The 25,792-nt window shown below is 72.8% G+C and carries 28 protein-coding genes; 9 read left to right on the forward strand and 19 right to left on the reverse strand.

The window, feature by feature from the left end; genetic code table 11:
- Positions 1-16: 16 nt before the first annotated feature.
- From NBH00_RS19990 to NBH00_RS20000, 3 genes are all read right to left on the reverse strand, one after another.
- Positions 17-382, reverse strand: a complete 366-nt coding sequence (locus NBH00_RS19990; protein ID WP_254570337.1) for a MaoC/PaaZ C-terminal domain-containing protein — start codon at positions 380-382, stop codon at positions 17-19.
- 67 nt (positions 383-449) lie between these two features.
- Positions 450-875 carry an FAS1-like dehydratase domain-containing protein gene (locus NBH00_RS19995; RefSeq protein ID WP_254570338.1) on the reverse strand — a complete coding sequence of 142 codons (426 nt, stop codon included), beginning with the start codon at positions 873-875 and terminating at the stop codon, positions 450-452.
- Positions 872-1,639, reverse strand: coding sequence for an enoyl-CoA hydratase/isomerase family protein (locus tag NBH00_RS20000; protein ID WP_254570339.1), 768 nt, complete (start codon positions 1,637-1,639; stop codon positions 872-874). The genes NBH00_RS19995 and NBH00_RS20000 overlap by 4 nt, the downstream gene beginning before the upstream one ends.
- Before the next feature lie 238 nt (positions 1,640-1,877).
- Here NBH00_RS20000 and NBH00_RS20005 point away from each other — a divergent pair, with 238 nt between their 5' ends.
- Positions 1,878-2,978, forward strand: a complete 1,101-nt coding sequence (locus NBH00_RS20005; RefSeq protein WP_254570340.1) for an NAD(P)-dependent alcohol dehydrogenase — start codon at positions 1,878-1,880, stop codon at positions 2,976-2,978.
- Between the two features lie 89 nt (positions 2,979-3,067).
- On the opposite strand, the gene NBH00_RS20010 is transcribed toward NBH00_RS20005, so the two are convergent.
- The 3 genes from NBH00_RS20010 to NBH00_RS20020 all read right to left on the reverse strand — a co-directional run bounded on the left by NBH00_RS20010 (position 3,068) and on the right by NBH00_RS20020 (position 5,058).
- Positions 3,068-3,712: a hypothetical protein gene (locus tag NBH00_RS20010; RefSeq protein ID WP_254570341.1), complete on the reverse strand. Its 645-nt coding sequence runs from the start codon at positions 3,710-3,712 to the stop codon at positions 3,068-3,070.
- Complete coding sequence (locus NBH00_RS20015; RefSeq protein WP_254570342.1) at positions 3,712-4,128, reverse strand: cobalamin B12-binding domain-containing protein; 417 nt, start codon at positions 4,126-4,128, stop codon at positions 3,712-3,714. Before NBH00_RS20015 ends, NBH00_RS20010 begins: the two co-directional genes overlap by 1 nt.
- Positions 4,129-4,239: 111 nt before the next feature.
- Positions 4,240-5,058, reverse strand: coding sequence for an enoyl-CoA hydratase/isomerase family protein (locus tag NBH00_RS20020; protein WP_254570343.1), 819 nt, complete (start codon positions 5,056-5,058; stop codon positions 4,240-4,242).
- A gap of 108 nt (positions 5,059-5,166) precedes the next feature.
- Between NBH00_RS20020 and NBH00_RS20025 the strand changes: the two genes are divergently transcribed.
- Positions 5,167-6,426, forward strand: a complete 1,260-nt coding sequence (locus NBH00_RS20025) for a cytochrome P450 (RefSeq protein ID WP_254570344.1) — start codon at positions 5,167-5,169, stop codon at positions 6,424-6,426.
- Complete coding sequence (locus NBH00_RS20030; RefSeq protein WP_254570345.1) at positions 6,426-8,234, forward strand: AMP-dependent synthetase/ligase; 1,809 nt, start codon at positions 6,426-6,428, stop codon at positions 8,232-8,234. The genes NBH00_RS20025 and NBH00_RS20030 overlap by 1 nt, the downstream gene beginning before the upstream one ends.
- On the opposite strand, the gene NBH00_RS20035 is transcribed toward NBH00_RS20030, so the two are convergent.
- Positions 8,231-9,100, reverse strand: coding sequence for an alpha/beta hydrolase (locus NBH00_RS20035; RefSeq protein WP_254570346.1), 870 nt, complete (start codon positions 9,098-9,100; stop codon positions 8,231-8,233). The two genes, NBH00_RS20030 and NBH00_RS20035, sit on opposite strands and share 4 nt — an antisense overlap.
- 112 nt (positions 9,101-9,212) lie before the next feature.
- Here NBH00_RS20035 and NBH00_RS20040 point away from each other — a divergent pair, with 112 nt between their 5' ends.
- Positions 9,213-9,974 carry a hypothetical protein gene (locus NBH00_RS20040; protein ID WP_254570347.1) on the forward strand — a complete coding sequence of 254 codons (762 nt, stop codon included), beginning with the start codon at positions 9,213-9,215 and terminating at the stop codon, positions 9,972-9,974.
- A 3-nt stretch (positions 9,975-9,977) separates the two neighbouring features.
- On the opposite strand, the gene NBH00_RS20045 is transcribed toward NBH00_RS20040, so the two are convergent.
- The 9 genes from NBH00_RS20045 to NBH00_RS20085 form a co-directional block, all read right to left on the reverse strand.
- The gene (locus tag NBH00_RS20045; protein ID WP_254570348.1) at positions 9,978-10,121 is read right to left on the reverse strand and encodes a hypothetical protein; all 144 of its coding nucleotides are present in this window, start codon (positions 10,119-10,121) and stop codon (positions 9,978-9,980) included.
- A gap of 72 nt (positions 10,122-10,193) precedes the next feature.
- Complete coding sequence (locus tag NBH00_RS20050; protein WP_254570349.1) at positions 10,194-11,891, reverse strand: acetate--CoA ligase; 1,698 nt, start codon at positions 11,889-11,891, stop codon at positions 10,194-10,196.
- A 2-nt stretch (positions 11,892-11,893) separates the two neighbouring features.
- Positions 11,894-12,796, reverse strand: coding sequence for an alpha/beta fold hydrolase (locus NBH00_RS20055; RefSeq protein WP_254570350.1), 903 nt, complete (start codon positions 12,794-12,796; stop codon positions 11,894-11,896).
- 20 nt (positions 12,797-12,816) lie between these two features.
- Entirely contained in the window at positions 12,817-13,509 is a 693-nt protein-coding gene (locus NBH00_RS20060; protein WP_254570351.1) for a class II aldolase/adducin family protein, read from the reverse strand.
- On the reverse strand, positions 13,509-14,015 hold the full coding sequence (locus NBH00_RS20065; protein WP_254570352.1) for an aromatic-ring-hydroxylating dioxygenase subunit beta: 507 nt from the start codon (positions 14,013-14,015) through the stop codon (positions 13,509-13,511). The genes NBH00_RS20060 and NBH00_RS20065 overlap by 1 nt, the downstream gene beginning before the upstream one ends.
- Positions 14,012-14,737 carry an SDR family NAD(P)-dependent oxidoreductase gene (locus NBH00_RS20070; RefSeq protein WP_254570353.1) on the reverse strand — a complete coding sequence of 242 codons (726 nt, stop codon included), beginning with the start codon at positions 14,735-14,737 and terminating at the stop codon, positions 14,012-14,014. The genes NBH00_RS20065 and NBH00_RS20070 overlap by 4 nt, the downstream gene beginning before the upstream one ends.
- Positions 14,734-16,116 carry an aromatic ring-hydroxylating oxygenase subunit alpha gene (locus NBH00_RS20075; protein ID WP_254570354.1) on the reverse strand — a complete coding sequence of 461 codons (1,383 nt, stop codon included), beginning with the start codon at positions 16,114-16,116 and terminating at the stop codon, positions 14,734-14,736. Before NBH00_RS20075 ends, NBH00_RS20070 begins: the two co-directional genes overlap by 4 nt.
- Positions 16,116-17,069 (reverse strand): VOC family protein, encoded by a 954-nt coding sequence (locus NBH00_RS20080; protein WP_254570355.1) that lies wholly within the window; start codon positions 17,067-17,069, stop codon positions 16,116-16,118. Before NBH00_RS20080 ends, NBH00_RS20075 begins: the two co-directional genes overlap by 1 nt.
- A 79-nt stretch (positions 17,070-17,148) precedes the next feature.
- On the reverse strand, positions 17,149-17,925 hold the full coding sequence (locus NBH00_RS20085) for an IclR family transcriptional regulator (RefSeq protein WP_254570356.1): 777 nt from the start codon (positions 17,923-17,925) through the stop codon (positions 17,149-17,151).
- 63 nt (positions 17,926-17,988) lie between these two features.
- Here NBH00_RS20085 and NBH00_RS20090 point away from each other — a divergent pair, with 63 nt between their 5' ends.
- Genes NBH00_RS20090 through dmpG form a run of 3 tightly spaced genes read left to right on the forward strand, consistent with a single transcriptional unit; the run spans position 17,989 to position 20,775 of the window.
- Positions 17,989-18,813 (forward strand): 2-keto-4-pentenoate hydratase, encoded by an 825-nt coding sequence (locus NBH00_RS20090; RefSeq protein ID WP_254570357.1) that lies wholly within the window; start codon positions 17,989-17,991, stop codon positions 18,811-18,813.
- A gap of 4 nt (positions 18,814-18,817) precedes the next feature.
- Positions 18,818-19,744: an acetaldehyde dehydrogenase (acetylating) gene (locus NBH00_RS20095; protein ID WP_254570358.1), complete on the forward strand. Its 927-nt coding sequence runs from the start codon at positions 18,818-18,820 to the stop codon at positions 19,742-19,744.
- Positions 19,741-20,775: a 4-hydroxy-2-oxovalerate aldolase gene (gene dmpG, locus NBH00_RS20100; RefSeq protein WP_254570359.1), complete on the forward strand. Its 1,035-nt coding sequence runs from the start codon at positions 19,741-19,743 to the stop codon at positions 20,773-20,775. The genes NBH00_RS20095 and dmpG overlap by 4 nt, the downstream gene beginning before the upstream one ends.
- A gap of 101 nt (positions 20,776-20,876) precedes the next feature.
- Here the strand turns inward: dmpG and NBH00_RS20105 are convergent, their stop codons facing one another.
- Positions 20,877-21,392: a MarR family winged helix-turn-helix transcriptional regulator gene (locus NBH00_RS20105; RefSeq protein WP_254570360.1), complete on the reverse strand. Its 516-nt coding sequence runs from the start codon at positions 21,390-21,392 to the stop codon at positions 20,877-20,879.
- 13 nt (positions 21,393-21,405) lie between these two features.
- A complete protein-coding gene (locus NBH00_RS20110) occupies positions 21,406-22,611 on the reverse strand; it encodes an FAS1-like dehydratase domain-containing protein (RefSeq protein WP_254570361.1) in 1,206 nt (401 codons plus the stop codon).
- Between the two features lie 49 nt (positions 22,612-22,660).
- Between NBH00_RS20110 and NBH00_RS20115 the strand changes: the two genes are divergently transcribed.
- The gene (locus NBH00_RS20115; protein WP_254570362.1) at positions 22,661-24,289 is read left to right on the forward strand and encodes a class I adenylate-forming enzyme family protein; all 1,629 of its coding nucleotides are present in this window, start codon (positions 22,661-22,663) and stop codon (positions 24,287-24,289) included.
- Positions 24,290-24,291: 2 nt separating this feature from the next.
- The gene (locus NBH00_RS20120; RefSeq protein ID WP_254570363.1) at positions 24,292-25,326 is read left to right on the forward strand and encodes a helix-turn-helix transcriptional regulator; all 1,035 of its coding nucleotides are present in this window, start codon (positions 24,292-24,294) and stop codon (positions 25,324-25,326) included.
- Between the two features lie 38 nt (positions 25,327-25,364).
- Here the strand turns inward: NBH00_RS20120 and NBH00_RS20125 are convergent, their stop codons facing one another.
- The gene (locus tag NBH00_RS20125) at positions 25,365-25,784 is read right to left on the reverse strand and encodes a GFA family protein (RefSeq protein WP_254570364.1); all 420 of its coding nucleotides are present in this window, start codon (positions 25,782-25,784) and stop codon (positions 25,365-25,367) included.
- Between the last annotated feature and the right edge of the window lie 8 nt (positions 25,785-25,792).

The raw sequence follows: 25,792 nt of genomic DNA on the forward strand, positions 1-25,792 counted from the left end.
TGGGGCGGCGGCGGGGTCAGGCCCGCGTCGTGGCCCAGCCGGTGAGGACGACCTCGCCGCCGTCGGCCTTCGCCGCCTGCAGCTCGTAGCGGCCGGGCTCGCCGTCGACGGGCGCGCCCGTCAGGACGAGATCGTCACCCGGCAGCACCTTCGCCTTGAAGCGGACGCCGTAGCCGGCGAGACGGTCGCGGCCGAGCCACGCGGCGACGGCGTCGCCGAGGATCGCGGCGGTGAGCTGCCCCATCGCGAAGACCGAGTCCTGGCCCGCCGCCTGCGCGAAGGGCTCGTCGTGGTGCATCGGGTTGAAGTCCCCCGCGGCGCCCGCGAAGCGGACGATCTGCGTGCGGGTGACCGGCGGGGTGGTGACGTCGAGGTCGCTCACGGCGCGACCGTCCGGACTGCCGCCTGCGTCGACGGAAAGCGAGCCCCCTGGGCGAAGCTTTTCGCGCTCATGCCGGCAGCTCGATGACGGTGTCGCGCTGCGTGACGGCGATCTCGCCGCCGGGCTCGCGCCGCAGCGTCGTGGTGAGGGTGAGCAGCCGCATCCCGGAGGGCTTCGTCTGCACGTCGGTGACGACGCGGTCGCCGGTCAGCCGGTCGCCGATCCAGGCGGGGGCGCCGTACTCCCACTCGCTGCCACCGACGACGACGCGGCGGATGTCCAGGCCGCAGGCCTCGACCATCGCCGCCTGGTCGCGCCAGTGGCCGGCGACCGCCGCGAACGTCGGCGGGAGGACGCCGGCCGCGAGCACCGCGTCCGGGTCGGCCCCGGACGCGATCGCGAACTCGCGGAGCTTGCCCTCCTCGATCGGGAAGGAGACCGAGTCGACGACGAGGCCGGCCGCGGGTCCGGACGCCGCGGCGTCGGCGCTCATGCGAAGGTCGCCGTCCGCCGCTCGAGGAACGCGGCGATGCCCTCGCCCGCCTCGCCGCTCGCGAGCATCTCGACGACGAGGTCGCCCTCGAGCGCCATGCCCTCGGCCGAGGTGAGGCCGGCCGCGTCGACGCAGTCGATGATCGCCTTCATCGCGGAGGCCGGGAAGTTCGCGAGCCGCTCGGCGTAGGCGAGGGCCTCGGCGACGACGTCACCCTCCACGAGGCGGTCGACGAGACCGATCTGCGCCCCCTCCTCGCCGTCGATGCTGCGGCCGCTGAGCATGATCTCCAGCGCACGGCCGCGGCCGACGAGCCGCGGGAGGCGCTGCGTCCCCCCGGCCCCGGGGATGAGGCCGAGCTTCACCTCGGGCAGGCCGAGCTTCGACTCCGGCGTCGCGAAGCGCAGCGTGCAGGCCATCGCGAGCTCGAGCCCACCGCCGAGCGCGAGCCCGTCGATCGCCGCGACGATCGGCTTCCCGCACGCGGCGAGGCGCTCGACGGGGGCGCGGAGCGCGTCGCGGTACTCCGCGAACGACGCGGGCGTGAGCGACCCCATCTGCTTGATGTCGGCGCCGGCCGCGAAGAACCCGTCCAGCGCGGAGCTCACGACGCAGGCCTTCAGCTCCTCGCGGGACTCGAGCGCGTCGGCGGCGGCGGCGAGGCCCTCGATGATGGGCTGCCCGAGCGCGTTGGCGGGCGGCCGGTCGAGCACGACGTGCAGGACGCGGCCCTCGGTCTCGAGGCGGACGACGGACTCAGACATGGCGCCGGCGGGGGCAGGACACGGTGGTGATCATCGCCGCGAACGGTACGAGAGGCACCCGCCCGCGGCGTCGCTCCAAAGCGTGCACGTGCTCCCCCGGACGGGGCACTCCCCACCCTGGGGGGTGCGGTTCTCCCGCTCGCGGCAGGCGCCCGGGGCGTCCCGCCACATAGGTTGCGATCACCTTTGCGCGCCGGTGCCCCGCACCGTCGCCGTCGACTGTTCCAAGGAGATCCGAATGAAGACGACTGCCGCTGTTGTGCGCGACAACGACGCCCCGATGACGATCGAGGAGCTCGAGGTCGGGGAGCTCTCCGCAGGGGAGCTGCTCATCAAGATCGCCGGCGTCGGCATCTGCCACACCGACATCTCCGCCGCCCACGGCATGATCCCGATCCCGCTGCCGACCGTCCTCGGCCACGAGGGCTCGGGCGTCGTCGTCGCGCTGGCCGACGACGTCGAGGGCTTCGAGGTCGGCGACCACGTCGCCATCTCCTTCGACCACTGCGGCGAGTGCTCGCGCTGCACCGGCGGGCACCCCGCCTACTGCGAGGTCTTCGGCGCGCTGAACTACTTCGGCACCCGCATGGACGGCACGACGACGCTCAGCAACGGCGACGAGGAGGTCCACGGCAGCTTCTTCGGCCAGTCCTCGTTCGCGGGCCACGCGATCTGCTCGAAGAACAACGCCGTCAAGGTCGACAAGGACCTGCCGCTCGAGCTGCTCGGGCCGCTCGGCTGCGGCCTGCAGACCGGCGCCGGCTCGGTCGTCAACGTCCTGAAGGCGCAGCCCGGCCAGTCGATCGCGATCTTCGGCCTCGGCGGCGTCGGCCTGTCGGCGCTCATGGCCGCGAAGGCCATCGGCTGCGACCCGATCGTCGTCTTCGACCTCAACGACAAGCGGCTCGAGCTCGCGAAGGAACTCGGGGCGACGCACACGTTCAACCCGTCGCAGCACAAGGACCTCGTCTGGGACGTCATGCTCGTCGTCGCCCCTGGCGTCGACCTGAGCTTCGATGCCGTCGGCCACGGCGCCGTCATTCGTCAGGCGCTCGAGGTGCTCGGCTCCCCCGGCCACTGCGCGTCGGTCGGCTTCCAGGGCCTGGAGAACGAGATCACGATCGACCAGGGCCACCTCCTGCTCGGCCGGACGTTCTCCGGAGTCGTCGAGGGCGACGCGGTCCCCCAGACCTTCATCCCGAAGATGATCGAGTGGTACAAGGAGGGCAGGTTCCCCTTCGACAAGCTCATCAAGACCTACAAGCTCGACGAGATCAACCAGGCGTTCGCCGACTCCGAATCCGGCGAGGTCATCAAGCCGGTCGTCGTCTTCGACTGAGGGTCATCCTCGCCTGGCGGCTCGGATGACCTTGGGGGTTGCTCGCCCAGAGGCTCGCAACCCCCGGCCGTGACGGGCGCCGGCGCCGGTCAGCTCTCCTGGCCGCCGAGGAGCTCGGCGGCCAGCCACAGCGCCTCGTGGGCGATCACCGGCGCGACCCCGGGCACGATCGGCGCGTAGAGCACGACGTCCGCGTCCGACCGGCGCGGCGCGTGCGGGCCGGGGTGCCCGTCGTCCCCGAAGAGCACCGCCAGCGGGCGCGCGGCGTCGGCGACGACGAGCGTCGACGCCGGCAGCGGCCGGCCGCCGAGCGTCTCGCCGTCGCGGGCGGTCGTGAGGCCGAGCGGACCGACGACGTCCTCCCCGCGCAGGGCGAGCACGGGGATCTCCGTCTCGATGGCCGCGATCGTCAGCGCGTCGCCGAGGAGCCCGCGCGACGCGAAGCTCCCGTGCTGCAGCCGGGTGAGCGCCAGCCGTTCGACGGGGGTGCGGTCGGCGTCCGGGTCCAGGCCGACCTGCCGGTAGAACACGCGGTACGCGGCCGTCAGCGGTCGCGCGGCGAGACCGGTGAGCCACGGCCCGCTGAAGTAGTCCTCGAGCTCGGCGAGTCGCGCCTTCGTCGTCGCCGCGTCCCGGTGGTCGCCGAGGCGGACGGGCAGGAACGCGAGGCCCAGACCCGGGAACTCAGCAAGGACCTCGGCGCCGACCCAGCCCTCCTCCGCTGCGCGCGTCATCAGACGCGTTCGCCGACCGCTCCCTGGATGAAGTCGATGATCGCCTGCGTCGGCGCGCCCGGGGTGAACACCTCGGCGACCCCGAGCTTCTTCAGCTCCGGGATGTCATCCGCCGGAATCGTCCCCCCGACCGTCACCAGCACATCGGTCACCCCCTGCGCCGCCAGCAGGTCCACGACCTTCGGCACGAGCGTCATATGCGCCCCCGAGAGGATCGACAGCCCCACCGCATCCGCATCCTCCTGGATGACCGTCTCCACGATCTGCTCCGGCGTCTGATGCAACCCCGTATAGATGACCTCCATCCCGGCATCACGGAGCGCACGGGCGATGATCTTCGCCCCACGATCATGCCCATCCAACCCGGGCTTGGCGACGACGACGCGGATCTTGCGATTGACGGCAGTGGCGGTCATGGGTGGGGTCCTCGTGGTGATGGTGTGGAGGCGGCCGGACCGACCGTACCGGTCGGGCCGCGGGGGTGTCCGGCCGCCGGAGGGTGTGTCCCCCCGAACGGCCGGGTCAGGTCAGGCGCCGCGGAACTCCGGGGCGCGACGCGCGGCGACGGCGGTGATGCCCTCCCAGGTGTCGGCGGTCCGCGTCGTCGCGGCCATCGCGCGCGACTCGAGCTCGAGCTGCGTCTCCAGCGGCGTGTCGGCGCTGGAGAGGAGGAGGTTCTTCACCTCGCCGAAGGTCCGGGTCGGGCCGACGGCGAGCTGCCGGGCGAGCGCGACGGCGGCCTCCTCGAGCGCGTCGTCGTCGCAGACCTCGGAGACGAGCCCGTAGGCGTGTGCCTCCTCCGCGGTCCACGTCTCGTTGCGCAGGTAGAACGCCGTCGCCCGCCGCGACCCGACGCGGCGGGGGACGAAGTGCGAGCCGCCGCCGTCGATCGCGAGGCCGATGCCCTGGTAGGCGGCGTAGAACGTCGCCGAGCGCCCGGCGAGGAGGAAGTCGGCGGCCGCCGCGAGCGAGACGCCGCCGCCGGCCGCGAGCGCGTGCACTGCGACGATCACCGGCGCGTCCATGCGGGCCATCCGCGAGACCGCGGCGTGCAGGTCGATCGTCGCCGCCTTGATGAACTGCCGCAGGCCGTCCTGCCCGCCGCCGGTCATCGAGCGCAGGTCCCCGCCCACGCTGAAGAAGCGGCCGGCCCCGGTGATGAGGACGCAGCGCACGTCGTCGCGGACGTCGCACTCGGTGATGACCGCGGCGAGGTCGGCGCAGAAGGTCTCGTCGAACGGGTTGCCCCGCTCGTCCTGCGCGAGGCGGATGCGCGCGACGCCGCCGTCGACGTCGAGGGTGAAGGCCGTGTACGTCGCGGCGTCGGTGGGAGTCGGGAGGCTCATACCGGCAAGCCTGCACCGCCCTCGTGGCGGGCGCATCCTCCCCGCGGGACCCAGCGTTCCCCCCGCGGGGGGATTCGCGGGCCGCGCCACCCCGGTTAGCGTCCGCTCATGGCCACTTTTTCACCGCTGAACGTCGGATCGTTCGAGTTCTGGGAGACGCCGTTCGACGTCCGCGAGAAGGTCTTCGCGGAGCTGCGCGCGAACGATCCCATCTCCTGGCAGGGTCCCCCGGACTCGCTCCTCGTCGAGCCCGAGCAGAACACCGACGGCTTCTGGGCGATCACGAAGTACGAGCACATCCGGGAGATCTCGCGGAAGCCGAAGGTCTTCTCGAACTCCGAGGGCATCTTCCTCGAGGACCTGCCCGAGCCGGTGCGCGTCGGCGCCCTCTCGTTCATCGTCCAGGACGCGCCGGAGCACACGTTCCTGCGCGGCATCGTCTCCAACGCGTTCTCGCCGCGGCACATGAAGACGCTCGAGGACTGGACGCGCGACCTCGTCATCGACCTCATCGAGAGCATCCGCCCGAAGGGCGAGGCCGACATCTGCGAGGAGTTCACGAAGCAGCTCCCGGGCCGCATCTTCTGCTCGTTCTTCAACATCACCGAGCCCCAGCAGGTGCACGACGCGATCGAGGGCGCGGAGATGATCGTCTCCTGGAACGACCCCGACTTCACGAAGGACCACGAGCCGATCATGGTCTTCGCGAACGCCGCGGAGATGCTCCAGGACGTCGCCTACGCGCTCGCCGAGGACCGCCGCAAGAACCCGGGCGAGGACCTCATGAGCTGGATCGTCGACGCCGAGTTCGAGGGCCGCAAGCTCGAGGACTGGGAGATCGGCGGCTTCTTCGTCCTCATGGCCGGCGCGGCGAACGACACGACCCGCCACGCGATGGCCCACGGGATGCTCGCCTTCGAGCAGTTCCCCGAGCAGAAGGCCCTCCTCCTGTCGGACATGGAGAAGTACCTCGACGGCGCCGTGGACGAGGTGCTGCGCTGGTCCTCGGTCATCCTCCACATGCGCCGCCAGGTCATGGAGGACTACGAGATCGGCGGCAAGACCCTGAAGAAGGGCGACAAGCTCGCGCTCTTCTACTGCTCCGGCAACCGGGACGAGGACATCTTCGAGCACCCGATGGAGTTCGACATCACGCGCTCCCCGAACCGCCACATCACGTTCGGCGGCGGCGGCCCGCACTTCTGCCTCGGCTCGGTCCTCGGCAAGCAGATGCTCAAGCACGCGATCCGCGAGGTCTACACGCGCATGCCCGACCTGAGCATCGGCGAGCCCGAGTACCTCGCGTCGAGCTTCATGCACGGCGTGAAGCACCTGCCGGCCACGTGGTCGCCGGACAAGGGCGTCTGATGGCTCCGGCGCCTGCGGGGGCGACCGCCTACGACGCGTCCTCGGCGCTGGCCGCCTCCACGCTCTGCGAGGCGTTCCAGATGACGGCGGCGGGGCGCGGCGATGCCGTCGCGCTCCGGCTCCCGGACGACTCGTTCTCGATGACGTGGACCGAGTACGCCGAGCGGGTCCGCGAGCTCGCCGAGGGCCTCGCGTCCCTCGGCGTCGAGCGGGGCGGCGCCGTCGCGCTGCTCATGTCCAACCGGCCCGAGGTGAACCTCGCGGACACCGCGGCGATCCACCTCGGCGCGGCGGCGTTCTCGATCTACCAGACGAACCCGGCCAAGGCGAACATCCCGCTCATCAACAACTCGGGCGCGAAGGTCCTCGTCACCGAGCCGGCCTTCCTCGAGGTCGCGCTGAAGACGCGCGAGCTCGCCCCGACGCTCGAGACGATCGTCGTCGTCGACGAGGCCCGAGGCGGCGCCGACCTGACGTTCGCCGAGCTCGCCGGGCGCAGGCTCGAGGGGTTCGACTTCGACGCCTGCTGGCGGGCGCTCGAGCCCGAGGACGTCGTGACGCTCGTCTACACGTCGGGCACCACCGGCGAGCCGAAGGGCGTGCAGCACACCCACCTCTCGCTGCTCCACGGCCTGCGCGGGCTGGAGGAGTTCGACCACGTGACGCCCGGGGGGCGGCTCGTGTCGTTCCTGCCCATGGCGCACATCGCCGAGCGCTGGATCAGCCACTACGCCTCGATGGTGTGGGGCCACGCGATCACCGCCTGCCCGGATCCCAAGCAGCTCGCGGCCGCCCTCGGCAGCACCCGCCCGACGCGGCTCTTCGGCGTCCCGCGCGTCTTCGAGAAGCTCGCCGCCGCGGTCGAGGGCATGGCGGCGGCCGATCCCGAGGGGCCGCTCGCCGACGCGCTGAACGCCGGCCTGGCCCGCGTGCGCGCCGAGCAGGCCGCCGGCACGACCGACGCGAAGAACCCCGACGACGGGCTCACCGAGACCCAGCGGGCGACGCTCGCCGGCGTCCGGGCGAAGCTCGGCCTCGACTGCCTGGAGTGGACGTGCGTCGCGGCCGCCCCGTCGACGAACGCCATGCACGAGACGTACCACGCGATCGGCATCCCGATGCTCCAGATCTGGGGCATGTCGGAGTGCGTCTTCTCCTGCATCACCCCGATCGACCGCATCAAGATCGGCACGGTCGGGCGCCAGGTCCCGGGCGTCGAGGTGAAGCTCGCCGAGGACGGGGAGATCCTCGTCCGGGGCAGGAACCTCATGTCCGGCTACCGCAACGAGCCGGAGAAGACGAAGGAGGCCATCGACGAGGACGGCTGGCTGTGGTCCGGCGACGTCGCGGTCCAGGAGGGCGACTTCTACCGGATCGTCGACCGCAAGAAGGAGCTCATCATCAACTCCGCGGGGAAGAACATGTCCCCGCAGAAGATCGAGATGGCGATCAAGGAGACGTGCTCGCTTATCGGGCAGGTCGCCGCGATCGGCGACGGCAAGCTCTACGTCACCGCGCTCGTGTCGCTCGACGAGGAGGCGGCCACCGCCTACGCCGAGAAGCACGGCCTCGAGCCGGACATCGCGAAGCTCTGCACCGACCCCGGCGTCTGCGCGCAGGTCGCCGCGGCCATCGCGACCGCGAACGAGAGCCTCGCGCGCGTCGAGCAGATCAAGACGCACACGATCCTCCCGACCGCCTGGCAGCCGGGCGGCGACGAGATCACCCCGACGATGAAGCTCAAGCGCCGCATCATCACCGAGAAGTACGAGGCGGAGATCGACGCGATGTACGCGTCGGCCTCCTAGACGGACTGCAGCGCGCGCACCTCGTCCGCGAGGGCGCGCGCGCCGATCCCGGAGTCCGGCGCGAAGAAGTCGAAGGCATGCGGACCGCCGAGGTGCACGTGCAGCTCGACCGGGACGCCGGCCGCCACAAGCGCCCGGGCGTACTCGAGGTCCTCCGCGAGGAAGATGTCGCCGTCCCCGACCATGACGTAGGCGGGCGGCAGCCCCGCGAGGTCGGTCGCGCGGGCGGGCGCCGCGTACGGTTCGACGTCCGGGCCGCCGGCCCCGTCGCCGAGCAGGGCGCCCCAGCCGGTCGCGTTGTCGTCGTGGCTCCACAGCACGAGGCCGGGCGTCGAGGGCGACGCCGTGCGGTTGCGGTCGTCGAGCATCGGATAGACGAGGATCTGCCGCCGGAGCGCCGGGCCGCGCCGGTCGCGCGCCAGGAGGGCGAGCGCCGCGGCGAGCCCGCCGCCGGCGCTGTCCCCGGCGACACCGAGGCGCGCGGGATCGCAGCCGTGGACGGCGGCGTTGTCCGCCGCCCAGCGCAGCGCGGCGAAGCAGTCCTCGACCGGCGCCGGGTGCGGGTGCTCCGGGGCGACGCGGTAGTCCGGTGCGAGCAGCGCGACGCCGGAGCGCGAGGCGAGCATCCGCAGCCACGGGTCGTACAGCGGGACGCTGCCCATGATCATGCCCCCGCCGTGGCAGTAGACGACGAGGCCGCCGCCGGCGCCGCCCGGCGGCAGGTAGAGCGAGAGCGGCACCTCGGCCCCGTCGGGCGCCGTGCACGCGTGGTGCGTCACGGTCACCTCCGGCGCGGCGGGGACCTGCCCGAAGTACACGGAGAGCAGGGCGGTGACGGCGGCCCGGCGCGCGGCGACGTCCCCCACCGGCGGCGGCGTCCCCCCCCGCGAGCTGTTCGAGGGCCGGCGCGAGCGCCCGCCCCACCTCGGCGTCGAGTTCCCAGGCCATGGGCCGACCTTATCCGCGATGATCCCGCCGATGCCGATGCCGTTCCGCGCCCGCCGTCCCGCCCCGCGCCTGCCCGGGATCACCCTGCCGCGGCGGCGCCCGCAGCGGGTGCTCGCCGCGCGCCGGACGCAGGTGATCGCGGCCGTCGCCTTCCTCACGACCGGCGGCGTCGCGGTCATCGAGGTCGCGCGCGTCTGGCGCCGCGGCGACGCCCCGCTGCCGACCGAGACCGACGACGTCGTCCTCGCCGCCGAGCAGGCGATCGAGCAGACCGTCGAGGTCGCGGTGGCCGGGTACCGCGGCGGGTCCACGCGCGAGCACGCCCTGCTGAACCTCCTCGCCTCCTTCTCGGCGACGTGGGGGTTCGTGCGGCTCTCGACGACGGTCATCCACCGGCGCGGCCGCTTCGGCCCCTTCCGCGACCTGCACGTCGGCGAGGACCACATCCACCACTTCGTGCCGGGGATCGCGATGGCGTTCCTCGCCGGCGCCGCGTCGATCATCTCGCGGGACGAGGGCCTGGACCCGTGGCTCGCGGTGCCCTTCGGGGCGGGCGTCGCGCTGACCCTCGACGAGTCCGCGCTGCTGCTGAAGCTCGACGACGTCTACTGGACCGAGGAGGGCGTGGTGAGCGTCCAGATCACGCTCGCGACGCTGGCCCTCCTCTCGACGCTCGTGCTCGTCCTGCGGGTGCTGCGCCGGGGCGAGGCGGAGGTGCTCGAGGCGGGCGGCGGCGGCGGCGGCGCGGCCGTCGACGGGGACCCCGTCCCGGCCGCGAGCGTCACGCCGTAGGGGTCAGGAGAGCCGCCAGCTCGCCGCGGTGATGCTGCCCCAGGGCGCGCTGTCGATGTCGTGGTCGCCCCACGCGTACGTATCCTCGTACTCGCTGCCGTCCCACACGCCGACGCCGACCCAGCCGAGGATGCGGCCGGCGGACACGTTGAGCGCACGGTGCGGGCGGCGACGCTCGTCGTGTGCCCGTCGCGACACAGCGCGCGACGACGCCGTGCGTCAGGCACCGCCCCGCGGCAGGCGCTCGTCCGCGAGCCAGCCGCGCAGCTCGACGCGGCGGATCTTGCCGCTGACGGTCTTCGGGAGCTCGTCGACGAAGTGCACCTCGCGCGGGTACTTGTACGGCGCGCTCTGCTGCTTGACGAAGTCCTGGATGTCCTTCGCGAGCTCGGGCGTCCCCTCGTGCCCCGGGGCGAGGATGCAGATCGCGACGACGAGCTGGGTGCGCTCGGGGTCGTCGCGGCCGACGACCGCGCACTCCATGACGGCGGGGTGCGCGAGCACGGCGGACTCGACCTCGAAGGGGCCGATCCGGTAGGCGGACGAGGTGATGACGTCGTCGCCCCGGCCCTCGAACCAGAAGTAGCCGTCCTCGTCGAGGGCGGCCTTGTCACCGGTGTAGTAGAAGGGGCCGCGGAAGACGCCCTCCGTCGCCCTCTCGTCGCCGTGGTAGCCGGGGAAGAGGCCGACGGGACGGACGGGCTCGTGGCGGACGACGACGTTGCCGACCTCACCCGTCTCCACCGGCTGTCCGTCGTCGTCGACGACCGTCATGTCCCAGCCGGGGACGGGGCGCCCCATCGAGCCGGGCCGGACCTCCATCGACCGGTAGTTCGCGACGACGCAGCACGTCTCGGTCTGCCCGTACCCGTCGTAGACGGTCAGGCCGCCGGTGCCGTCCTTCCAGGCGCGGATGACCTCGGGGTTCAGCGGCTCGCCGGCGCTCGTGCAGTGGCGCAGCTTCGACAGGTCGTGCTTGCCGAAGTCGCCCTGGACGAGCGTGCGGTAGAGCGTCGGCGGCGCGCAGAACGACGTGACGCCATGCCGCGCGAGGACCCCGAAGATCGTGTCCGCGTCGGGCTTGCCGAGCGCGACCTGGACGATGCACGCGAGCTCGTGGAGCTGGCCGAAGAGCCCGCCCCACGCCGCCTTCGCCCACCCGGTGTCGGTGACCGTCCAGTGCAGGTCTCCCGGGCGCAGGTCGTGCCAGAAGCGCGCGGTGACGACGTGCCCCAGGCCGTAGGCCTGCGTGTGCTGGACCATCTTCGGCGCCGAGACCGTGCCGCTCGTGAAGTACAGCAGCAGGGGGTCGTCGCGGTGGGTCGGGTCCTGCGGCGTCTCGCCGTCGCCCGCCGCCGCACAGGCGGCGCCGAAGTCCGTCCAGCCCTCGGGCGCGTGGTTGCCGGCGCCGACGCAGAAGCGCGCCGTCAGCCCGCCCCACGCGGCGTCGACCTTCGCCGCCCCGGCGACGTCGGTGACCGCCGCCACCGCCTCGGCGCGGTCGATCCGGTCGGAGATGTCCTTGGCGGTCAGGAGGTTCGGCCCCGGCATCGGTACCGCGCCGATGCGCATCGCGCCGAGCATCGCCGCGTACCACTCGGGCACGCGCGGCAGCATGATGAAGACGTGGTCGCCCTTCGTGACCCCGGCCGCGAGGAAGGCGCGCGCCGCCTCGCGGGAGGCCTGCGCGAGCTCGGCGATCGACTGCAGCGCGACGACGTCCCCGGCGCCGTCGAGCGTCAGCACCGCGGGGTCGTCAGGGGACTCGGCCGCCCACGTCTCGACGATCGCGAGGACCGGGTTGAAGCGCTCGGGGACCTCGAGCGAGAAGGACGCCCGCTCGTCGTCGTAGTCGCTCAGGCGCGGCGGCGCGTCCCGGCCGGGACGGTCGAGGGCGGCGAGGAGGTCGGCGTGCACGGTCAGGCCCCCAGGAGGAAGTCGAGGTGGGTCTGGTTGAAGACGTCCGGGCGCTCGAACTGCGGCCAGTGCGCGCAGTCGGTGAGGACCTCGAAGCGGTGGTCGGGGATGTCCTGCGAGACGCGCTCGGCGAGCTCGGTCGTCTGCCCCGGGTTGTCCTCGGTCCACAGGACGAGCGTCGGGCGCTCCAGGCGCTTCAGCACGCCGGGCGCCATGAACTCCTCGCCGTGGTCGCCGCGGAGCATCCCGACCACCCACGACATGATCATCGCGACCGAGTCGAGCATCCCCGGCTGGGAGTAGACGCGCATGCGGACCTCGACCATCTCGTCGGTCATCCGCGAGGGGTCGGCGACGAGCCAGTTCATCCGGTGGCGCGTGCCCTCGCGCGTGACGCCGTTGTCGCGGAGCGCGAGCGTGCGCTGCTCGAGGTCGTCGAGCTGCGCCTGCCCGGCGGCGTCCGGCCGGGCGAGCGTCCCCGTGTTCATGACGACCTTGTCGAAGCGCTCCGGGTGCGCGATGCCGCACCACGCGGCGACCATCCCGCCGAGCGACTCGCCGGAGACGTGCGCGCGCTCGATGCCCAGCGCGTCGAGCAGGCCGACGATGTGCGCCGCGTGGTCGGCGACGGTCGGCGCCGTGGCCGGCCGGTCGGTGAACCCGTGCCCCGGCAGGTCGAGCGCGAGGACGCGGAAGTGCTCCGACAGCGGGCCCATGTTGCGGCAGTACGTCTCGGCGTGGCCGCCGGTCCCGTGAATGAGGACGAGGGCCGGCAGCTCCGGCGAGCCGGCCTCGATGACGCGGGTGCGCACGCCGCCCACGTCGTAGAAGCGCTCGCCGGCGCCCGAGCCGAGCAGGTCGAGCCAGATCGAGGTCGTCGTGTCGGAGGCGGTGGGGGTGCTCATCGGGTGGTCCTTCCGGGGTGTCAGGTGACGCCGTGACGGCGGCAGAGGTAGTGCCAGAGGCGGGCGAGCTGGGCGGCGGCCGGGCCCTCGGCGGCCGCGAAGGGGGCGGCGGCCTCGGGGCCGAAGGGCTGCGGGGTGCCGGCGGCGGAGGCGGCGAGCGCGGCGGCGGCGTTGCGCTCGAGCAGCCACGCGCGGGTGACCGCCTCGCGGACGGTCCGGCCGGCGGTCGCGGCGCCGAAGCCGCGCAGGAGGACGGCGGGCGCGCCGGCCGCGGCCGCCGCCAGCGCCGCGCCCTGGGCGGCGGTCGTCACCGTCGTCTCCGTGTCGAAGACCGGGACCTCGTGGCCGCAGAAGAGGCCCATGCCGAGCACGCCGGGCAGCGGCCGGTTCAGCGTCCCCCAGGCGAGGACGGCGGGGCCGTGGAAGCGGGCGACGCTGTGTCGGCCCCCACCCGCCGGGGCCGCCAGGAGCCCGAGGTGGATCGGCAGCTCCCCCGCGCGCAGGGCGGCGTCGCCCTCGACGACCGTCCCCTCGGCGTCGACGCGGATGACGTCGGCGGCGGTCCGCACGAGTCCGGGCCCGAGGTTGCCGGAGACGAGCAGCGTGCCGTCGTCCAGCCGCGCGCTGAGGTGGCCGAAGGCGCTCGTCAGCCCTTCGCCGTCGAGGATCGCGCAGCCGGCGAGCAGGTCGCGCAGGGCGGCCTCGCGCTCCATCAGAAGACCATCGAGATCGAGCCGTTCGGGCTCAGGCGCTCGAGGTCGAGCTCGGCGCGGCGACCCTTGATGCGCAGCCCGTCGGGCGTGCGGACGAGGACGTGCTCGTAGCGGCCGACGAACTGGTCCTGCTGCTGGTGGCGGAAGCGGTGCACGACGATCGTGCAGGTGACGGTCATGCCGTCCTCGTCGTGCTCGAGGACGCGGACGTTCGTGATGAGCCGGCGCGTGCGCGAGGAGGGGAACTCGCGGTGGGCGTGGCGGCTCTTGAGCCGGTTCACCCGCCAGTAGAGCCGCTCGTGATCGTCGTCGACGAGCGTCAGGTCCCGCGACGGGTCGCCGTGCGGCCGGTCGGTCGAGGGGACGATGTAGCGGCAGTCCTCGGTGAAGAGGGCGAGCCACTCGTCCATCCTCCAGGCGTCGAGGAGGGCGGCTTCGTCGATGAGGAACTCCTCGGCCTCGAGCCGCAGGAGCATGCGCTCGGTGAGGGCGTGCGTGGTGCTCATGACATGCTGCTCCCGCCGTTGACGCTGATGATCTGACCGGTGACGAACGAGGCCTCCGGCGAGGCGAGGAAGCGCACGACCGCGGCGACCTCCTCGACGGTGCCGGCGCGGCCGGTGGGGATGAGCGCGACGGCCTCGTCGATCATCGCGTTCCACTCCTCCGGGAACCCGGACGGGTCGGCGAGCATCTCCTGCACCGCGTCGGTCGCGATGATCGAGGGCGCGACGCAGTTGACCGTGATGCCGCGCGGGGCGAACTCACGGGCGAGGCCGGTCGTGAGGCCGTGCACGCCGCCCTTCGCCGCGTTGTACATCGCGTGGAGGGAGAGGCCGTTGCGGACGGACTCGGCACCGATGTTCACGATCCGTCCGCCGGGAGCCGGCAGGTGCGGGATCGCCGCCTGCGTGCAGTGGATCGTCGTCAGGAGGTTGCCGCCGATCGTCTTCGCGATCGACTCCTCGTCGTGGTCGACGAACGCGCGCAGCACCCCGCCGCCGGCGTTGTTCACGAGGGCGTCGAGGCGGCCGTGGCGGTCGAGCGTCGCCTGCACCGCGCCGGCCGCGCCTGCGGACGTCGAGAGGTCGCCCGTCACGTCGGCGTCGCCCCCGAGGTCGGCGACGACGACGCTCCAGCCGTCCTCCTTCAGCGCCGCGACGATCGCGGCGCCGATGCCGCCGGTCCCGCCGCCGCCGGTGACGAGGGCTACGCGAGGCTCGGTCATGCCGACGTCGGCTGCGGGGTCTGCCAGCCGGGCGGGGCGTGCTCGACGTTCTCGGGCGGCGGCGCGTCGCCCCAGTCGTCGACCTGCACCCCGGACATCTGGGCCGCCCACTGGCGCCACCACGTGCGCATCTGCAGCTCGTCGTCCATCTGGGCCTCGCGGAGCATCCCGCGGGAGATGTCGTTGTACTGGTCGCCGCCGGCGTTGAACCCCATCTGGCAGGACTCGAGCGCCTCGACGTCGTCGGGGGTCGCGAAGCCGCCCGGCCCGAGGAACTCGAGGAAGTTCTGCAGCCGCGTCTCGAGGCGGCCTGACTCCTCCTCGACCGGCGCCACGGCCCACGCGTCGATCTCCATCATGTCCGGCGCGATCGGGTTGATCGTCCGGATCGTCGCGGCCATGATGTCGTTGATCACGAGGTTCGGGTAGATGATCATGTTGCGGTTCCACTCGGAGATCCGCTCGGCCCGGTCGGTGCCCAGCCGCTCCTGGAGGTCGCGCTTCGTCGCCTCGATCTCGGCCTTCGCCGCCTCCCCCATCTGCGGCGCCCAGCGCGCGACCGGCCGTCCCCAGGGCGACCAGTACTCGATGACCGCGTGCCCGTTGCCGAGCGAGTAGCCGCGACCGTGGAGCTTCTTGCCGCCCGCGCCCAGGCCGCCGGCGCCGATGACGTAGTCGAAGTACGTCTGGTGGGTCGGCATGCCGTGGTAGCCGTCGACGGAGTTCTCGACGAGGAGCTTCCAGTTCGCCCGCATCGAGTACCGGTGCGACCCGTCGATGACGCGCAGCTCCTGCGACGGCGACTGGTCGATGATGAGGTCGATGTACTCCTTCGCGCCCGCGAGCCAGTCGCCGAGCGACATGATGTCCGGCTTGAAGGACATGAACCACAGGCCGCGGTACTCCTCCAGCCGCGGCACCGGGGTGAGCGAGCGGTCGGCCTTGTCGAAGCAGCCGTCCGCGTACGCCTCCTTGCCGGGGATGCCGACGAGCGCGCCCTGGGTGTCGAACGTCCACGCGTGGTAGAAGCACTGGAAGGCCTTCGCCGTCCCCGCGTCCTGCCGGCAGACGATCGCGCCGCGGTGCGGGCACGCGTTGTGGAAGGCCCGCACCTCGCCGTCCCGCGAGCGCACGAAGATGATCGAGCGGCCGCCGACGCTGCGGCGCACGTAGTCGCCCTCGCCGGCGATCTCCGAGGTGTGGCCGAGGTAGAGCCACGACTGCTCGAAGACCTTGCGCATCTCGCGCTGGAGGACGAGCGGATCGGTCATCGACGCGCGGTCGACCCGGAAGACGCCGCGCTCCTTGTCGTCGACGATGAACGACCGCACCCGCTCCCGGTCTGAGGCGCCGGGCCCGCTGCCGTTGCCTCCTGACATCACGCGACCTTCTCGGGCTCGCCGAGCCTCGTCCCCTCGCGGAAGGAGTCCGGGAGCGGGGTGCCCCACATCGAGTTGCCGAGGTGGCCGATCTCCGGGCCCCACTCGATCGCCTTCCAGTCCGGGTCGAAGATGAGCATGCCGCCGGTCCAGATCTCGACGCGGTTGCCCGAGGGCTCGCGGAAGTAGAGGAACGTCGCGCCGGAGGTGCCGTGCTTGCCCGGGCCCCACTCGAGCTCGAAGCCGTGGTCCACGAGGATCGACGCCGCCTTGGTCACCTCGTCCACCGTATCCGCGTAGTACGCGATGTGATGCAGCAGGCCGCCGGTCTGCGCCGCGTTGCGGGTGACGGCGGTCTCGTGGCTGACGTTGTTGCACGAGAGCCACGAGCCCCAGCGCACGCCCTCGGTGTCCTTGACGAAGTAGTTGTGGCGGATGCCGAGGACCTCGGTGAGGAACTCCTGCTCGGCGACGACGTCGTCCGCGATGAACGTCACGTGGTCGAAGCGGCGCGGCGCGGCGCCGGTGAGCGGGATGCGGCTCGGGTGGCTCGCCATGCGGGAGACCTGGTCGCCCTCGGCCTGGAAGTACTCGACCTCCCAGTACAGCTCGAAGGGCAGGCCGCCCGGCGTCGTGAAGCGGTAGGAGTCGCCGTGGCCGTCGTTGCCCGCGCCGGCGCGCTCCTCGACGGTGATGCCCCTGCCCTCGAGCCGGGTGCGGATCTCGTCGGCGTCGGCCTTCGCGGGGACGCGCCAGCCGAGGTGCGCGAGGCCCGACTCGGGACCCTCGGTGAGCTGCAGCGTGTGGTGGTCCCAGTCCTGCCAGGCCCGGAGGAACACGGTGCCCTCGCGCTCCTCGCTGACCTGCAGCCCGATGATGTCGGTGAAGAACGCCCGGGAGGCGGCAAGGTCGGTCACGACGAGTTCGGCGTGGCCCAGATGGGTGATCGGCATGACGAGATTCCTCCAGGACGGGTAACGATCGTTAGGTCTATCGGTGCCTCGCGGCCCGGCGCAATGGACGTCCGTCTATCTAGGACAATACCGCGGCGGCCTCGGGGAGGACCGCGGCACGGAGCTGGCGGCTGACGCCCTCCGCGGCGCCGACGATCGTCGCGCGGTAGGCGTGCTCCTGCTGCCCGAAGCGGGCGGTCGGCGCCGAGATCGACATCGCGGCGACGACGTGCCCGTCGGCGTCGACGATCGGGGCGGCGACGCACGAGAGGCCGCGCTGGACCTCCTCGCGGTCGAAGGCGACGCCGTCGCGGCGGATGCGGTGCAGCTCGGCGTACAGGGCCTCGCGGTCGCAGATCGTGGCGACGGTGAGCTGCGGCATGCCGTGCTGGTCGAGGACGGCGTCGATCTCGGCCGGCTCCAGGTGGGCCAGGAGAAGCTTGCCGACCCCGCTGCAGTGGGCCGGAAGCGTGGCGCCCACGGCGGAGACGGGGACGGCGGCGGCCCGCGCGCCGGGCACGCGGTCGACGTAGACGACGCGCCCGCTGTCGAGGGCGGCGACGTGGATCATCTCGCCGCAGTGGCGGGCGAGCCGCAGCGCCATCGCCCGGGCGAGCGGACGGAACGGGGCGTTGCCGGTGACGAGGCGCTCGAGCGACAGCGCCCGCCAGCCGATGGCGTAGCGACCGCCGTGACCGCGGCGCAGGAGGCCGATCTCGGCCATCGAGGTGAGCAGCAGGTGCGCCTTCGACTTGCTCATCGCGAGCTTCGCGGCGACCTCGGTCGGCCCGAGCTCGGGCTGATCGAGGTCGTAGAGGTCGAGGATCCGGCCGACGTTCTTCACCGTGAGCAGCATCGTCCCGTCCAAACTATCAGGACAGCGCTTGCGGGCGGAACGGGCAGCTGGTCGGGTGCAGGCGTGCCCTCTCCCCCGTCCTCGCTCGACCTCTCCCGGGCCGGTGCCGTCGCGACCGCGCTGCTCGACGCGTTCGAGACCGGCCGCCCGCTGGACCCGATCTCGGCCACGCACGCCGACCTCACGGTGGACGACGCCTACGCGATCCAGCGGGCGCTCATCGCCGGTCACGCGGCGGCGGGCCGGACCGTCACCGGCCGCAAGATCGGCCTGACGAGCGCGGGCATCCAGCAGCAGCTCGGCGTCGACCAGCCGGACTTCGGCGTCCTCTTCGACACGCACACCTTCGGCGACGGCGCGACCGTCTCGCTCGCCGCGCTCCACACGATCACCCCGCGCATCGAGGGCGAGGTCGGCTTCCTCCTGTCGCGGCCGCTGGCCGGAGGGGTGGGTGGGGACGCGATCACCGCGCAGGACGTGCGCGACGCGACCGCCGGGGTCATGCCGGTCTTCGAGCTCATCGACTCGCGCATCCGCGACTGGCGGATCACGCTCGTCGACACGGTCGCCGACAACGCCTCCTGCCTCGGCGCGGTGATCGCCGATCACGTCACGCTCCCGGACGCCGGCCCGCTGCCGCAGACGAAGATGACCCTCGCCCGCGACGGCGAGGTCGTCATGGCCGGCGAGGGCAGCGCGGTGCTCGGTGACCCGGCCGAGGCCGTCGCCTGGCTCGCGAACGAGCTCGGCCGCCGCGGCGACGAGCTGCCCGCCGGCGTCCCGATCCTCTCGGGCTCCCTCACCCCGGCCATCGACGCGACCCCCGGCGTGTACGTCGCCGACTTCGGGCCGCTGCTCGGCACCGTCACCGTCACGATCGAGGCCTGAGCGGATGAGCACCCCCGTGAAGGTCGCGATCCTCGGCACCGGCAACATCGGCACCGACCTGCTCATGAAGCTGCGGGCGGTCGACGAGATCGAGGTGGCGCTGTTCGCCGGGATCGACCCGGCCTCCGCGGGGCTCGCCCGCGCGGCGCAGCTCGGCGTGCCGGTCTCCCACGCGGGCCTGGAGGCGATCCTCGCCGACGACGAGGTCCGGATCGTCTTCGACGCGACCTCCGCGTACGCGCACCGCGAGGCGGCGCCGCGCCTGCAGGCGGCGGGCAAGGTCGCCGTCGACCTCACCCCCGCCGCGGTCGGGCCGCTCGTCGTCCCGGCCGTGAACCTCGAGGAGCACGCGGCCGCGCCGAACGTCAACCTCATCACCTGCGGCGGGCAGGCGACGATCCCGATCGTCGCGGCGATCAACGACGCCGCGCCGCTCGCCTACGCGGAGATGGTCTCGACGATCGCGTCGCTCTCGGCCGGGCCGGGGACGCGGAAGAACATCGACGAGTTCACCTTCACGACCGCCCGCGCCATCGAGCGCGTCGGCGGCGCGCAGGAGGGCAAGGCGATCATGGTCCTCAACCCGGCCGACCCGCCGATCCTCATGCGCAACACGCTGTACGCGGTGCCCGCGGCCGGCACCCTCGACGAGGCCGCGGTGCGCGCCTCGATCGACGCCCGCGTCGCCGAGGTCGCCGCCTACGTCCCCGGCTACCGCTGCAAGTCCGTCGTCGTCGACGAGCAGGACACGCGCTGGGGCCGCGTCCCGGTCGTCATCGCCCTGCTCGAGGTCGAGGGCGCCGGCGACTTCCTCCCGGCCTACGCGGGCAACCTGGACATCATGACCGCCGCCGCGTGCCGGATCGGGCGGCGCATCGCGGCGGAGCTCTCCCCTGCGGCTCCCTCCCCCACCACCGAGGTTCCCGCGTGAGCCCGAAACCGAAGGCCCCGCTCGTCTGCGACACGACCCTGCGCGACGGGTCGCACCCGATGCGCCACACGTACACGGCCGAGCAGGTCGAGGCCGTCGTGCGCGCGCTCGACCGCGCCGGCGTGGAGATGATCGAGGTCGCGCACGGTGACGGGCTCGGCGGCTCCTCGCTGCAGTACGGCATGAGCGCCGTCGACGAGCTGGACCTCATCGCCCGCGCCGCCGAGACCGCCGAGCGCGCGCGGATCGCCGTCCTGCTCATCCCCGGCATCGGGACGCGCGTGACGCTGAAGGCCGCGGCCGAGCGCGGCGCGAGGGCCGTCCGCATCGCCACGCACTGCACCGAGGCCGACGTCTCCGAGCAGCACTTCGCCGCGGCGAAGGCGCTCGGCATGGAGGCGATCGGCTTCCTCATGATGAGCCACATGCTCGAGCCGGCCGCGCTGGCCGAGCAGGCGGGCCTGATGGCGGGCTTCGGCGCGGACGCGATCTACATCGTCGACTCGGCCGGGGCCCTCGTCCCCGCGGGCGCCCGCGAACGGGTCGCCGCGCTGCGCGACGTCACCGGCGACGTCGGCTTCCACGCCCACAACAACCTCGGCCTGGCCATCGGCAACACGGTCGCCGCGATCGAGGCGGGCGCCGCCCGGGTCGACGGCTGCCTGCGCGGGCTCGGCGCCGGGGCGGGCAACGCCGCGACCGAGCTGCTCGCCGCGACGCTCGACCGCATGGGCTACGACACGCCGCTCGACACGTTCGCGCTGAGCGACGCGGCCGAGCACGTCGTCCTGCCGTTCATGCCCTTCCAGCCGTTCCCCGATCGCGAGTCGCTCGCCATCGGCTACGCCGGGGTCTACTCGACCTTCCTCCTGCACGCCAAGCGCCACGGTGAGCGCCTCGGCCTCGACCCCCGCGACATCCTCGTCGAGCTCGGCAACCGCAAGGCGGTCGCCGGCCAGGAGGACTGGATCGTCGACGTCGCCGAGGACCTCGCCCGGGCGGCGGCGGCCACGGGCGCGCCGTCGGCCTGAGCGCGTCCGCCCGCCAAGCCGCCGACTGACAGCTGACGCAGACCCCTCCGGCGTGAGCTGTCAGTCGGCGCCGGGGCCCGGCGCGTCCGGCCCGGTGTCGCTCACCGGGCGCGGGGCAGGTCGCCGACGGCCTCGCGCACGCCGCGCAGCGCCTGGGTGAGCGTGGCGAGCGTCGCCTCGTCGACGTCGCCGACGCCGAACCCGACGGCGGCGGCCGCGGCCGTCGCCTCGCGCACGATCGCGCGCCCCGGCGGGAGCAGCACGGCGAGCGAGGCGCGGCGGTCGGTCGGGTGCGGCTCGCGCCTCACCCAGCCCTGCTTCTCGGCGTGGTCGAGGAGGTTCGTCACCGTCGTCTGGTGGACGAGGAGGTAGCGGCTCAGGTAGCTCGGGGGCCGCGCGCCGCCCTTCGACAGCGCGAGCGTCAGCAGCGCGAGGTACGACGTGCGCCCGATGCCGACCGGGCGCAGCGCCCGGTCGAGCTCCGCGACGATGACCGCGTGGGCCCGCATGACCGCGGCGACGGCGGCGAAGCGCCCCGCCTCGGGCAGGTCCTGCGCCGCCCAGCGCTCGCGCACCCACTCGACGGCATCGGGTTCGGGCTCGCGCGCGGTCGCCACGGGACGGAGTCTGTCAGCGCGCCCGGCGGGCCGCGGGGCTCTGGCTCGCGTCGTCGTCGCGGCTCGGCAGCGCGACGGTCGCCTTGCCGGGCATGCAGTCCTCGCCGCGCTGGTTCACCGCGCGCGTCTCGATGTCCACGACGTGCTCGCCGTCCTCGTCGACCCGGATCCCCGTCACGGTGCCACTGAGCTCGACGACGTCGGAGAGGAAGACGAAGCGCCGGTAGCGCGACTCGCACGCCTTGATGAAGCCCGCGTCCCCGCACCAGTGCGAGAGGTGGTGGATCTGCCAGGCCTGACGCTGGAAGCCGACGTCGTACGGGTACCCGACGCCCATCGCCCGGGCCGCGTGCTTGTTGTAGTGGACGGAGTAGATCGGCTCCTGCGCGCTCGTCTCGGGGTCGCGGAAGGACCACGCCGGGTGCTTGGCGTAGGAGTGCAGCGCGACGGCGTGCGCGCTGAGGCGCGGGATCGGCGTGCCGCCGCCGACGACGAACGCGATCTCGTCCGTGAGGCCGATCGGCCCCTTCGTGAGCGTGTCGACGTGGTCACCGACCTTCACGTCCTCGACGTAGCGGGGCGTCGCGCCGCGCGGCGCCTCGGCGAGCACCTGCGCCTCGATCCGCTCGAGGTCCGCCGCGTCCCACGGGTGCGGCAGCTTCGGCCCGGAGCCCTGCTCGGACTTGTCCTTCGTCTTCTCCTTCGCGGCGGACCGCTCGAAGTTCACGACCTCCCAGTGGATCTGGGCGAGCTCCTCGCCGTGCTGGTTCGCGTACCGGTTCGTGAAGAGATCGGTGACCATGTTCCCAGCGAAGTTCGAGGGTCGCGGGCCCGTGAAGCCGTCGTACGTGCACGTCGCGTTCACCGTGTCGCCGACGTACACCGGCTTGCGGAACGTCACGCGCGTGAGGTTGTGGAACGAGCCGAGGCCCGGCCACCCGAACTGGATGCCGGAGAAGCAGCCGATGAAGAAGCTCGGCGGGGCGACGCGCGCGCCGTAGGGCGAGGACTCCGCGTACTCGGCGTCGGTCCACAGCGGGTTGATGTCCCCGATGCCCGCCGCGAACTTCGCGACGGCGATCCGGGTCGCCTCCTCGTTGTTCGTCGAGTGCTCGATGCGCAGCTGCGTGCCGGCGCGCTTGCTCATCGACGCGATGAGCTCATCGGTCAGCAGCGCCTCGGGCATCTCCCCGGCGCGGCGGGTCGTCGTCTCGGTCATGCCCCGATATTACTCTACTGTCCAACCAATGAGGTGTAGACTTTTCCGTATGGTCAGCACCTTCGTCTGGGGCGACACGGTCGCGCGCTCCGAAACCGGCGGAATCCCGTTCCTCCTCTACGAGCCCCGCCGCACCCGCCTGCCGCAGCTGCTCGAGGACGGCGCGCGCTGGGGCGACCGTCCCCACCTCGTCCAGGGCGACCGCACGCTGACCTTCGACGACACCCTCGCGGTCGTCGACGCCGTCGGCGCGCACCTGCGCGACCTCGGCGTCGCCCCCGGCGACCGCGTCCTCATCCTCGCCGTCAACTCCCCGGAGTGGGTCGTCTCGCTGTGGGCGAGCCTCGCGATCGGCGCGATCGCCGCCCCCGGCAACGGGTGGTGGAGCGAGGAGGAGGTCGAGCACGCGATCGCCCTCACCGAGCCGGCCCTCGTCATCGGGGACGCCAAGCGCCTGGCCAAGGTCCCGGCCGGCACGGCGACGATCGACGTCGACGACCTGCGCCCGATGGTCGATGCAGCCATCGCCGCGGCCCGCGCGGGCACGCCGCCCCCGCCGGTCGACCGCGTCTCGGACGGGGACGAGAACGACCCCGGCCTCATCGTCTTCACCGCCGGCACGACCGGCCTGCCGAAGGGCGCGACCCTCGCGCACCGCTCGTGGATCGCGACGATGCACCAGTCGCTTGCCGTGTCGCGCCGCCTCCCCCACATGCTGAAGCCCGACGACCGCGGCTTCGTCTCCCTCCTCACCGGGCCCCTCTTCCACATCGGCGGCCTGCAGGCCCTGGGCCTCGCGCTCATCGGCGGCGGGACGCTCGTCTTCCTCGAGGGGAAGTTCGACCCCGCCCAGGTCCTCGAGGTCATCGAGAGGCACCGCGTGGAGGTCTGGGGCGCGATCCCGACGATGACGATCCGGGTCCTCGAGCACCCGTCGCTGAAGGACCGCGACGTCAGCTCGATGCGCTCGATCCCGCTCGGGGGCGCCCCGGTCTCCCCCGAGCTGCTCGAGCGCCTGCAGGCCGCGTTCCCGAACACCGCGCAGCGGGTGAACAACGTCTACGGCATGACCGAGACGAGCGGCACCCTTGCCCGCGCGAGCACGCGGACGATCACCGAGTTCCCCGGGACGACCGGCTACCCCCTGCCCGCCGTCGACCTCGTCATCTCAAGCCCCGACGAGGACGGCGTCGGCGAGATCCTCGCGCGCACCCCCGGCCAGATGCTCGGCTACTGGCGGGACGAGGAGGCGACCGCCGCGACGATCGACGCCGACGGCTTCGTCCACTCGGGCGACCTCGGGAAGCTCGTCGACGGCCGCCTCTACGTCACCGGGCGCTCGAAGGACGTCGTCATCCGCGGCGGCGAGAACATCGCCGCGCCGCACGTCGAGGCGACGCTCCACCAGCATCCGGACGTCGCGGACGTCGCCGTCGTCGGCCTCCCCCATCCCGACCTCGGCGAGGAGGTCGCGGCGGCCGTGAAGCTCCGCCCGGGGGCGACGGCGGGTGTGCCCGAGCTCGACGCCTACGCCCGCGAGCGGATCGCCGCCTTCGCGGTGCCGAGCCGCTGGTGGCTGACCGAGGACGACCTCCCGATGACCGACGCCGGCAAGGCCGACAAGAAGCGCCTGCGGGTCGTGTTCCCGGCGGCGACCGAGGCCACGCCCGGCGGCTGACGATGGTCCGCGACGCGGCAACGGCGGCCGCCGAGCGCGACCGCCTCGCGAAGGACGTCCGCGCCGGCGACGCCCACGACGCCGCCGCGCTCGCCGCCCGGCTGCGGGAGCTCGACCGGCTCACCGCCGAGCTCCGCGGGGCGAGCGAGGCGTCCCATGACGGTGGACGCCGCACCCGCGCGCTCATCGCGATCAACGGCGCGATCGGCCGGCTGCGCGAGCTCGACGGCACCGCCGCCCTCATCGAGCAGGTCCCGGCCGAGCTGTGCCGCTGCTGCGGGTTCACGCGCGCGATGATCTCGCGGGTGGAGGGCTCCCGCTGGATCCCGGAGGTGCTGCACCTCGCCGAGGCGGCACCGGAGAACGACGCCTTCACGAGCTTCATCGGGGACCTCGAGATCCCGCTCGAGCACATGCTCGTCGAGACCGAGCTCGTGCGCCGTCGCATCCCGGTCCTCGTCCTGGATCCCGCCGCCCGCAACGCCGGCACCTTCCGCAACCTCGTCGACGTCGCCGGGACGACGTCCTACGTCGCCGCGCCGATCATGCCGACGCGCCGGGTCATCGGCTTCCTCCACGCCGACCGCGCCGGCCAGGGGAGCGAGGTCGACGCCGTCGACCGCGACACGCTGTGGGCGTTCGCCGAGCACTTCGGCCTCCTCTTCGAGCGCGCGGTCATCGTCGAGCGGCTCGAGCGCCAGCGGGCGGAGATCCACGCGACGCTCATGGCCGCGGCGGACGCGGTGAACGCGCTCGCGGAGGAGGAGCTCGGGCTCGCGCACCACGAGCGGCCGCCCGAGCACGCGCTCGCCGCGCGGCCGGGGGCGCGCGTCTCGCCGCTCGCGACGCTCCTGTCGGCGCGCGAGCGCGAGGTCCTCGAGCTCGTCGCCTCGGGCGCGACGAACGTCGAGATCGCCGCGCAGCTCGTCATCGCCCCCGGCACCGTGAAGTCGCACGTCAAGCGCATCATGCGCAAGCTGCGGGTGAGCAACCGCGCCGAGGCGGTCGCCCGCTATCTGCAGCTCACGCGACGCTGAGCAGACGGCCGGAACAAGCCCTCTGGGCGCAGATCCGGCTAGGTGGGGATGCCCGCCGGGAAGAGGCCGCGCTCCTCGGCCTCCGCGGCGTGGAACCACGGCTGGGCGCTGTCGGTGTAGACCTCGAGCTCGGGCGTGATGACGCTCGTGTCGTCGAGGGTGCCGGCCTTGATGAACGCCATGTCGCCCGCCTCCTCGAGGACGGAGATGAGCGGCGAGCCGCACCGGTTGCAGAACATCCGCTCGCGCTTCATGTCCATCGCGCCGCCGACCGTCTCGTACGTCGTGAGCGAGTCGCCGCCGATCGTCAGCGCGTCGCGGTCCACGGCGACGTTCAGGGAGAACGGCGCGCCGCTCTGCCGCTGGCAGTCGGTGCAGTGGCAGATCGCGACCATGATCGGATCGGAGTCGGTGCTGTACGTGACAGCGCCGCAGAGGCAGTGACCGGAGAGTGACATGGGACCAT

It is taken from the genome of Paraconexibacter antarcticus, from assembly GCF_024220175.1.
GTDB classification, from domain to species: domain Bacteria; phylum Actinomycetota; class Thermoleophilia; order Solirubrobacterales; family Solirubrobacteraceae; genus Paraconexibacter; species Paraconexibacter antarcticus.

Excerpts from the sequence above, each read along its gene's own strand:
- NBH00_RS19995 (WP_254570338.1), bottom strand. The coding sequence starts at position 875 with ATGAGCGCCGACGCCGCGGCGTCCGGACCCGCGGCCGGCCTCGTCGTC.
- NBH00_RS20000 (WP_254570339.1), bottom strand. The coding sequence starts at position 1,639 with ATGTCTGAGTCCGTCGTCCGCCTCGAGACCGAGGGCCGCGTCCTGCAC.
- NBH00_RS20005 (WP_254570340.1), top strand. The coding sequence starts at position 1,878 with ATGAAGACGACTGCCGCTGTTGTGCGCGACAACGACGCCCCGATGACG.
- NBH00_RS20010 (WP_254570341.1), bottom strand. The coding sequence starts at position 3,712 with ATGACGCGCGCAGCGGAGGAGGGCTGGGTCGGCGCCGAGGTCCTTGCT.
- NBH00_RS20015 (WP_254570342.1), bottom strand. The coding sequence starts at position 4,128 with ATGACCGCCACTGCCGTCAATCGCAAGATCCGCGTCGTCGTCGCCAAG.
- NBH00_RS20020 (WP_254570343.1), bottom strand. The coding sequence starts at position 5,058 with ATGAGCCTCCCGACTCCCACCGACGCCGCGACGTACACGGCCTTCACC.
- NBH00_RS20025 (WP_254570344.1), top strand. The coding sequence starts at position 5,167 with ATGGCCACTTTTTCACCGCTGAACGTCGGATCGTTCGAGTTCTGGGAG.
- NBH00_RS20030 (WP_254570345.1), top strand. The coding sequence starts at position 6,426 with ATGGCTCCGGCGCCTGCGGGGGCGACCGCCTACGACGCGTCCTCGGCG.
- NBH00_RS20040 (WP_254570347.1), top strand. The coding sequence starts at position 9,213 with ATGCCGATGCCGTTCCGCGCCCGCCGTCCCGCCCCGCGCCTGCCCGGG.
- NBH00_RS20055 (WP_254570350.1), bottom strand. The coding sequence starts at position 12,796 with ATGAGCACCCCCACCGCCTCCGACACGACGACCTCGATCTGGCTCGAC.
- NBH00_RS20060 (WP_254570351.1), bottom strand. The coding sequence starts at position 13,509 with ATGGAGCGCGAGGCCGCCCTGCGCGACCTGCTCGCCGGCTGCGCGATC.
- NBH00_RS20065 (WP_254570352.1), bottom strand. The coding sequence starts at position 14,015 with ATGAGCACCACGCACGCCCTCACCGAGCGCATGCTCCTGCGGCTCGAG.
- NBH00_RS20070 (WP_254570353.1), bottom strand. The coding sequence starts at position 14,737 with ATGACCGAGCCTCGCGTAGCCCTCGTCACCGGCGGCGGCGGGACCGGC.
- NBH00_RS20075 (WP_254570354.1), bottom strand. The coding sequence starts at position 16,116 with ATGTCAGGAGGCAACGGCAGCGGGCCCGGCGCCTCAGACCGGGAGCGG.
- NBH00_RS20080 (WP_254570355.1), bottom strand. The coding sequence starts at position 17,069 with ATGCCGATCACCCATCTGGGCCACGCCGAACTCGTCGTGACCGACCTT.
- NBH00_RS20085 (WP_254570356.1), bottom strand. The coding sequence starts at position 17,925 with ATGCTGCTCACGGTGAAGAACGTCGGCCGGATCCTCGACCTCTACGAC.
- NBH00_RS20095 (WP_254570358.1), top strand. The coding sequence starts at position 18,818 with ATGAGCACCCCCGTGAAGGTCGCGATCCTCGGCACCGGCAACATCGGC.
- NBH00_RS20110 (WP_254570361.1), bottom strand. The coding sequence starts at position 22,611 with ATGACCGAGACGACGACCCGCCGCGCCGGGGAGATGCCCGAGGCGCTG.
- NBH00_RS20115 (WP_254570362.1), top strand. The coding sequence starts at position 22,661 with ATGGTCAGCACCTTCGTCTGGGGCGACACGGTCGCGCGCTCCGAAACC.
- NBH00_RS20120 (WP_254570363.1), top strand. The coding sequence starts at position 24,292 with ATGGTCCGCGACGCGGCAACGGCGGCCGCCGAGCGCGACCGCCTCGCG.
- NBH00_RS20125 (WP_254570364.1), bottom strand. The coding sequence starts at position 25,784 with ATGTCACTCTCCGGTCACTGCCTCTGCGGCGCTGTCACGTACAGCACC.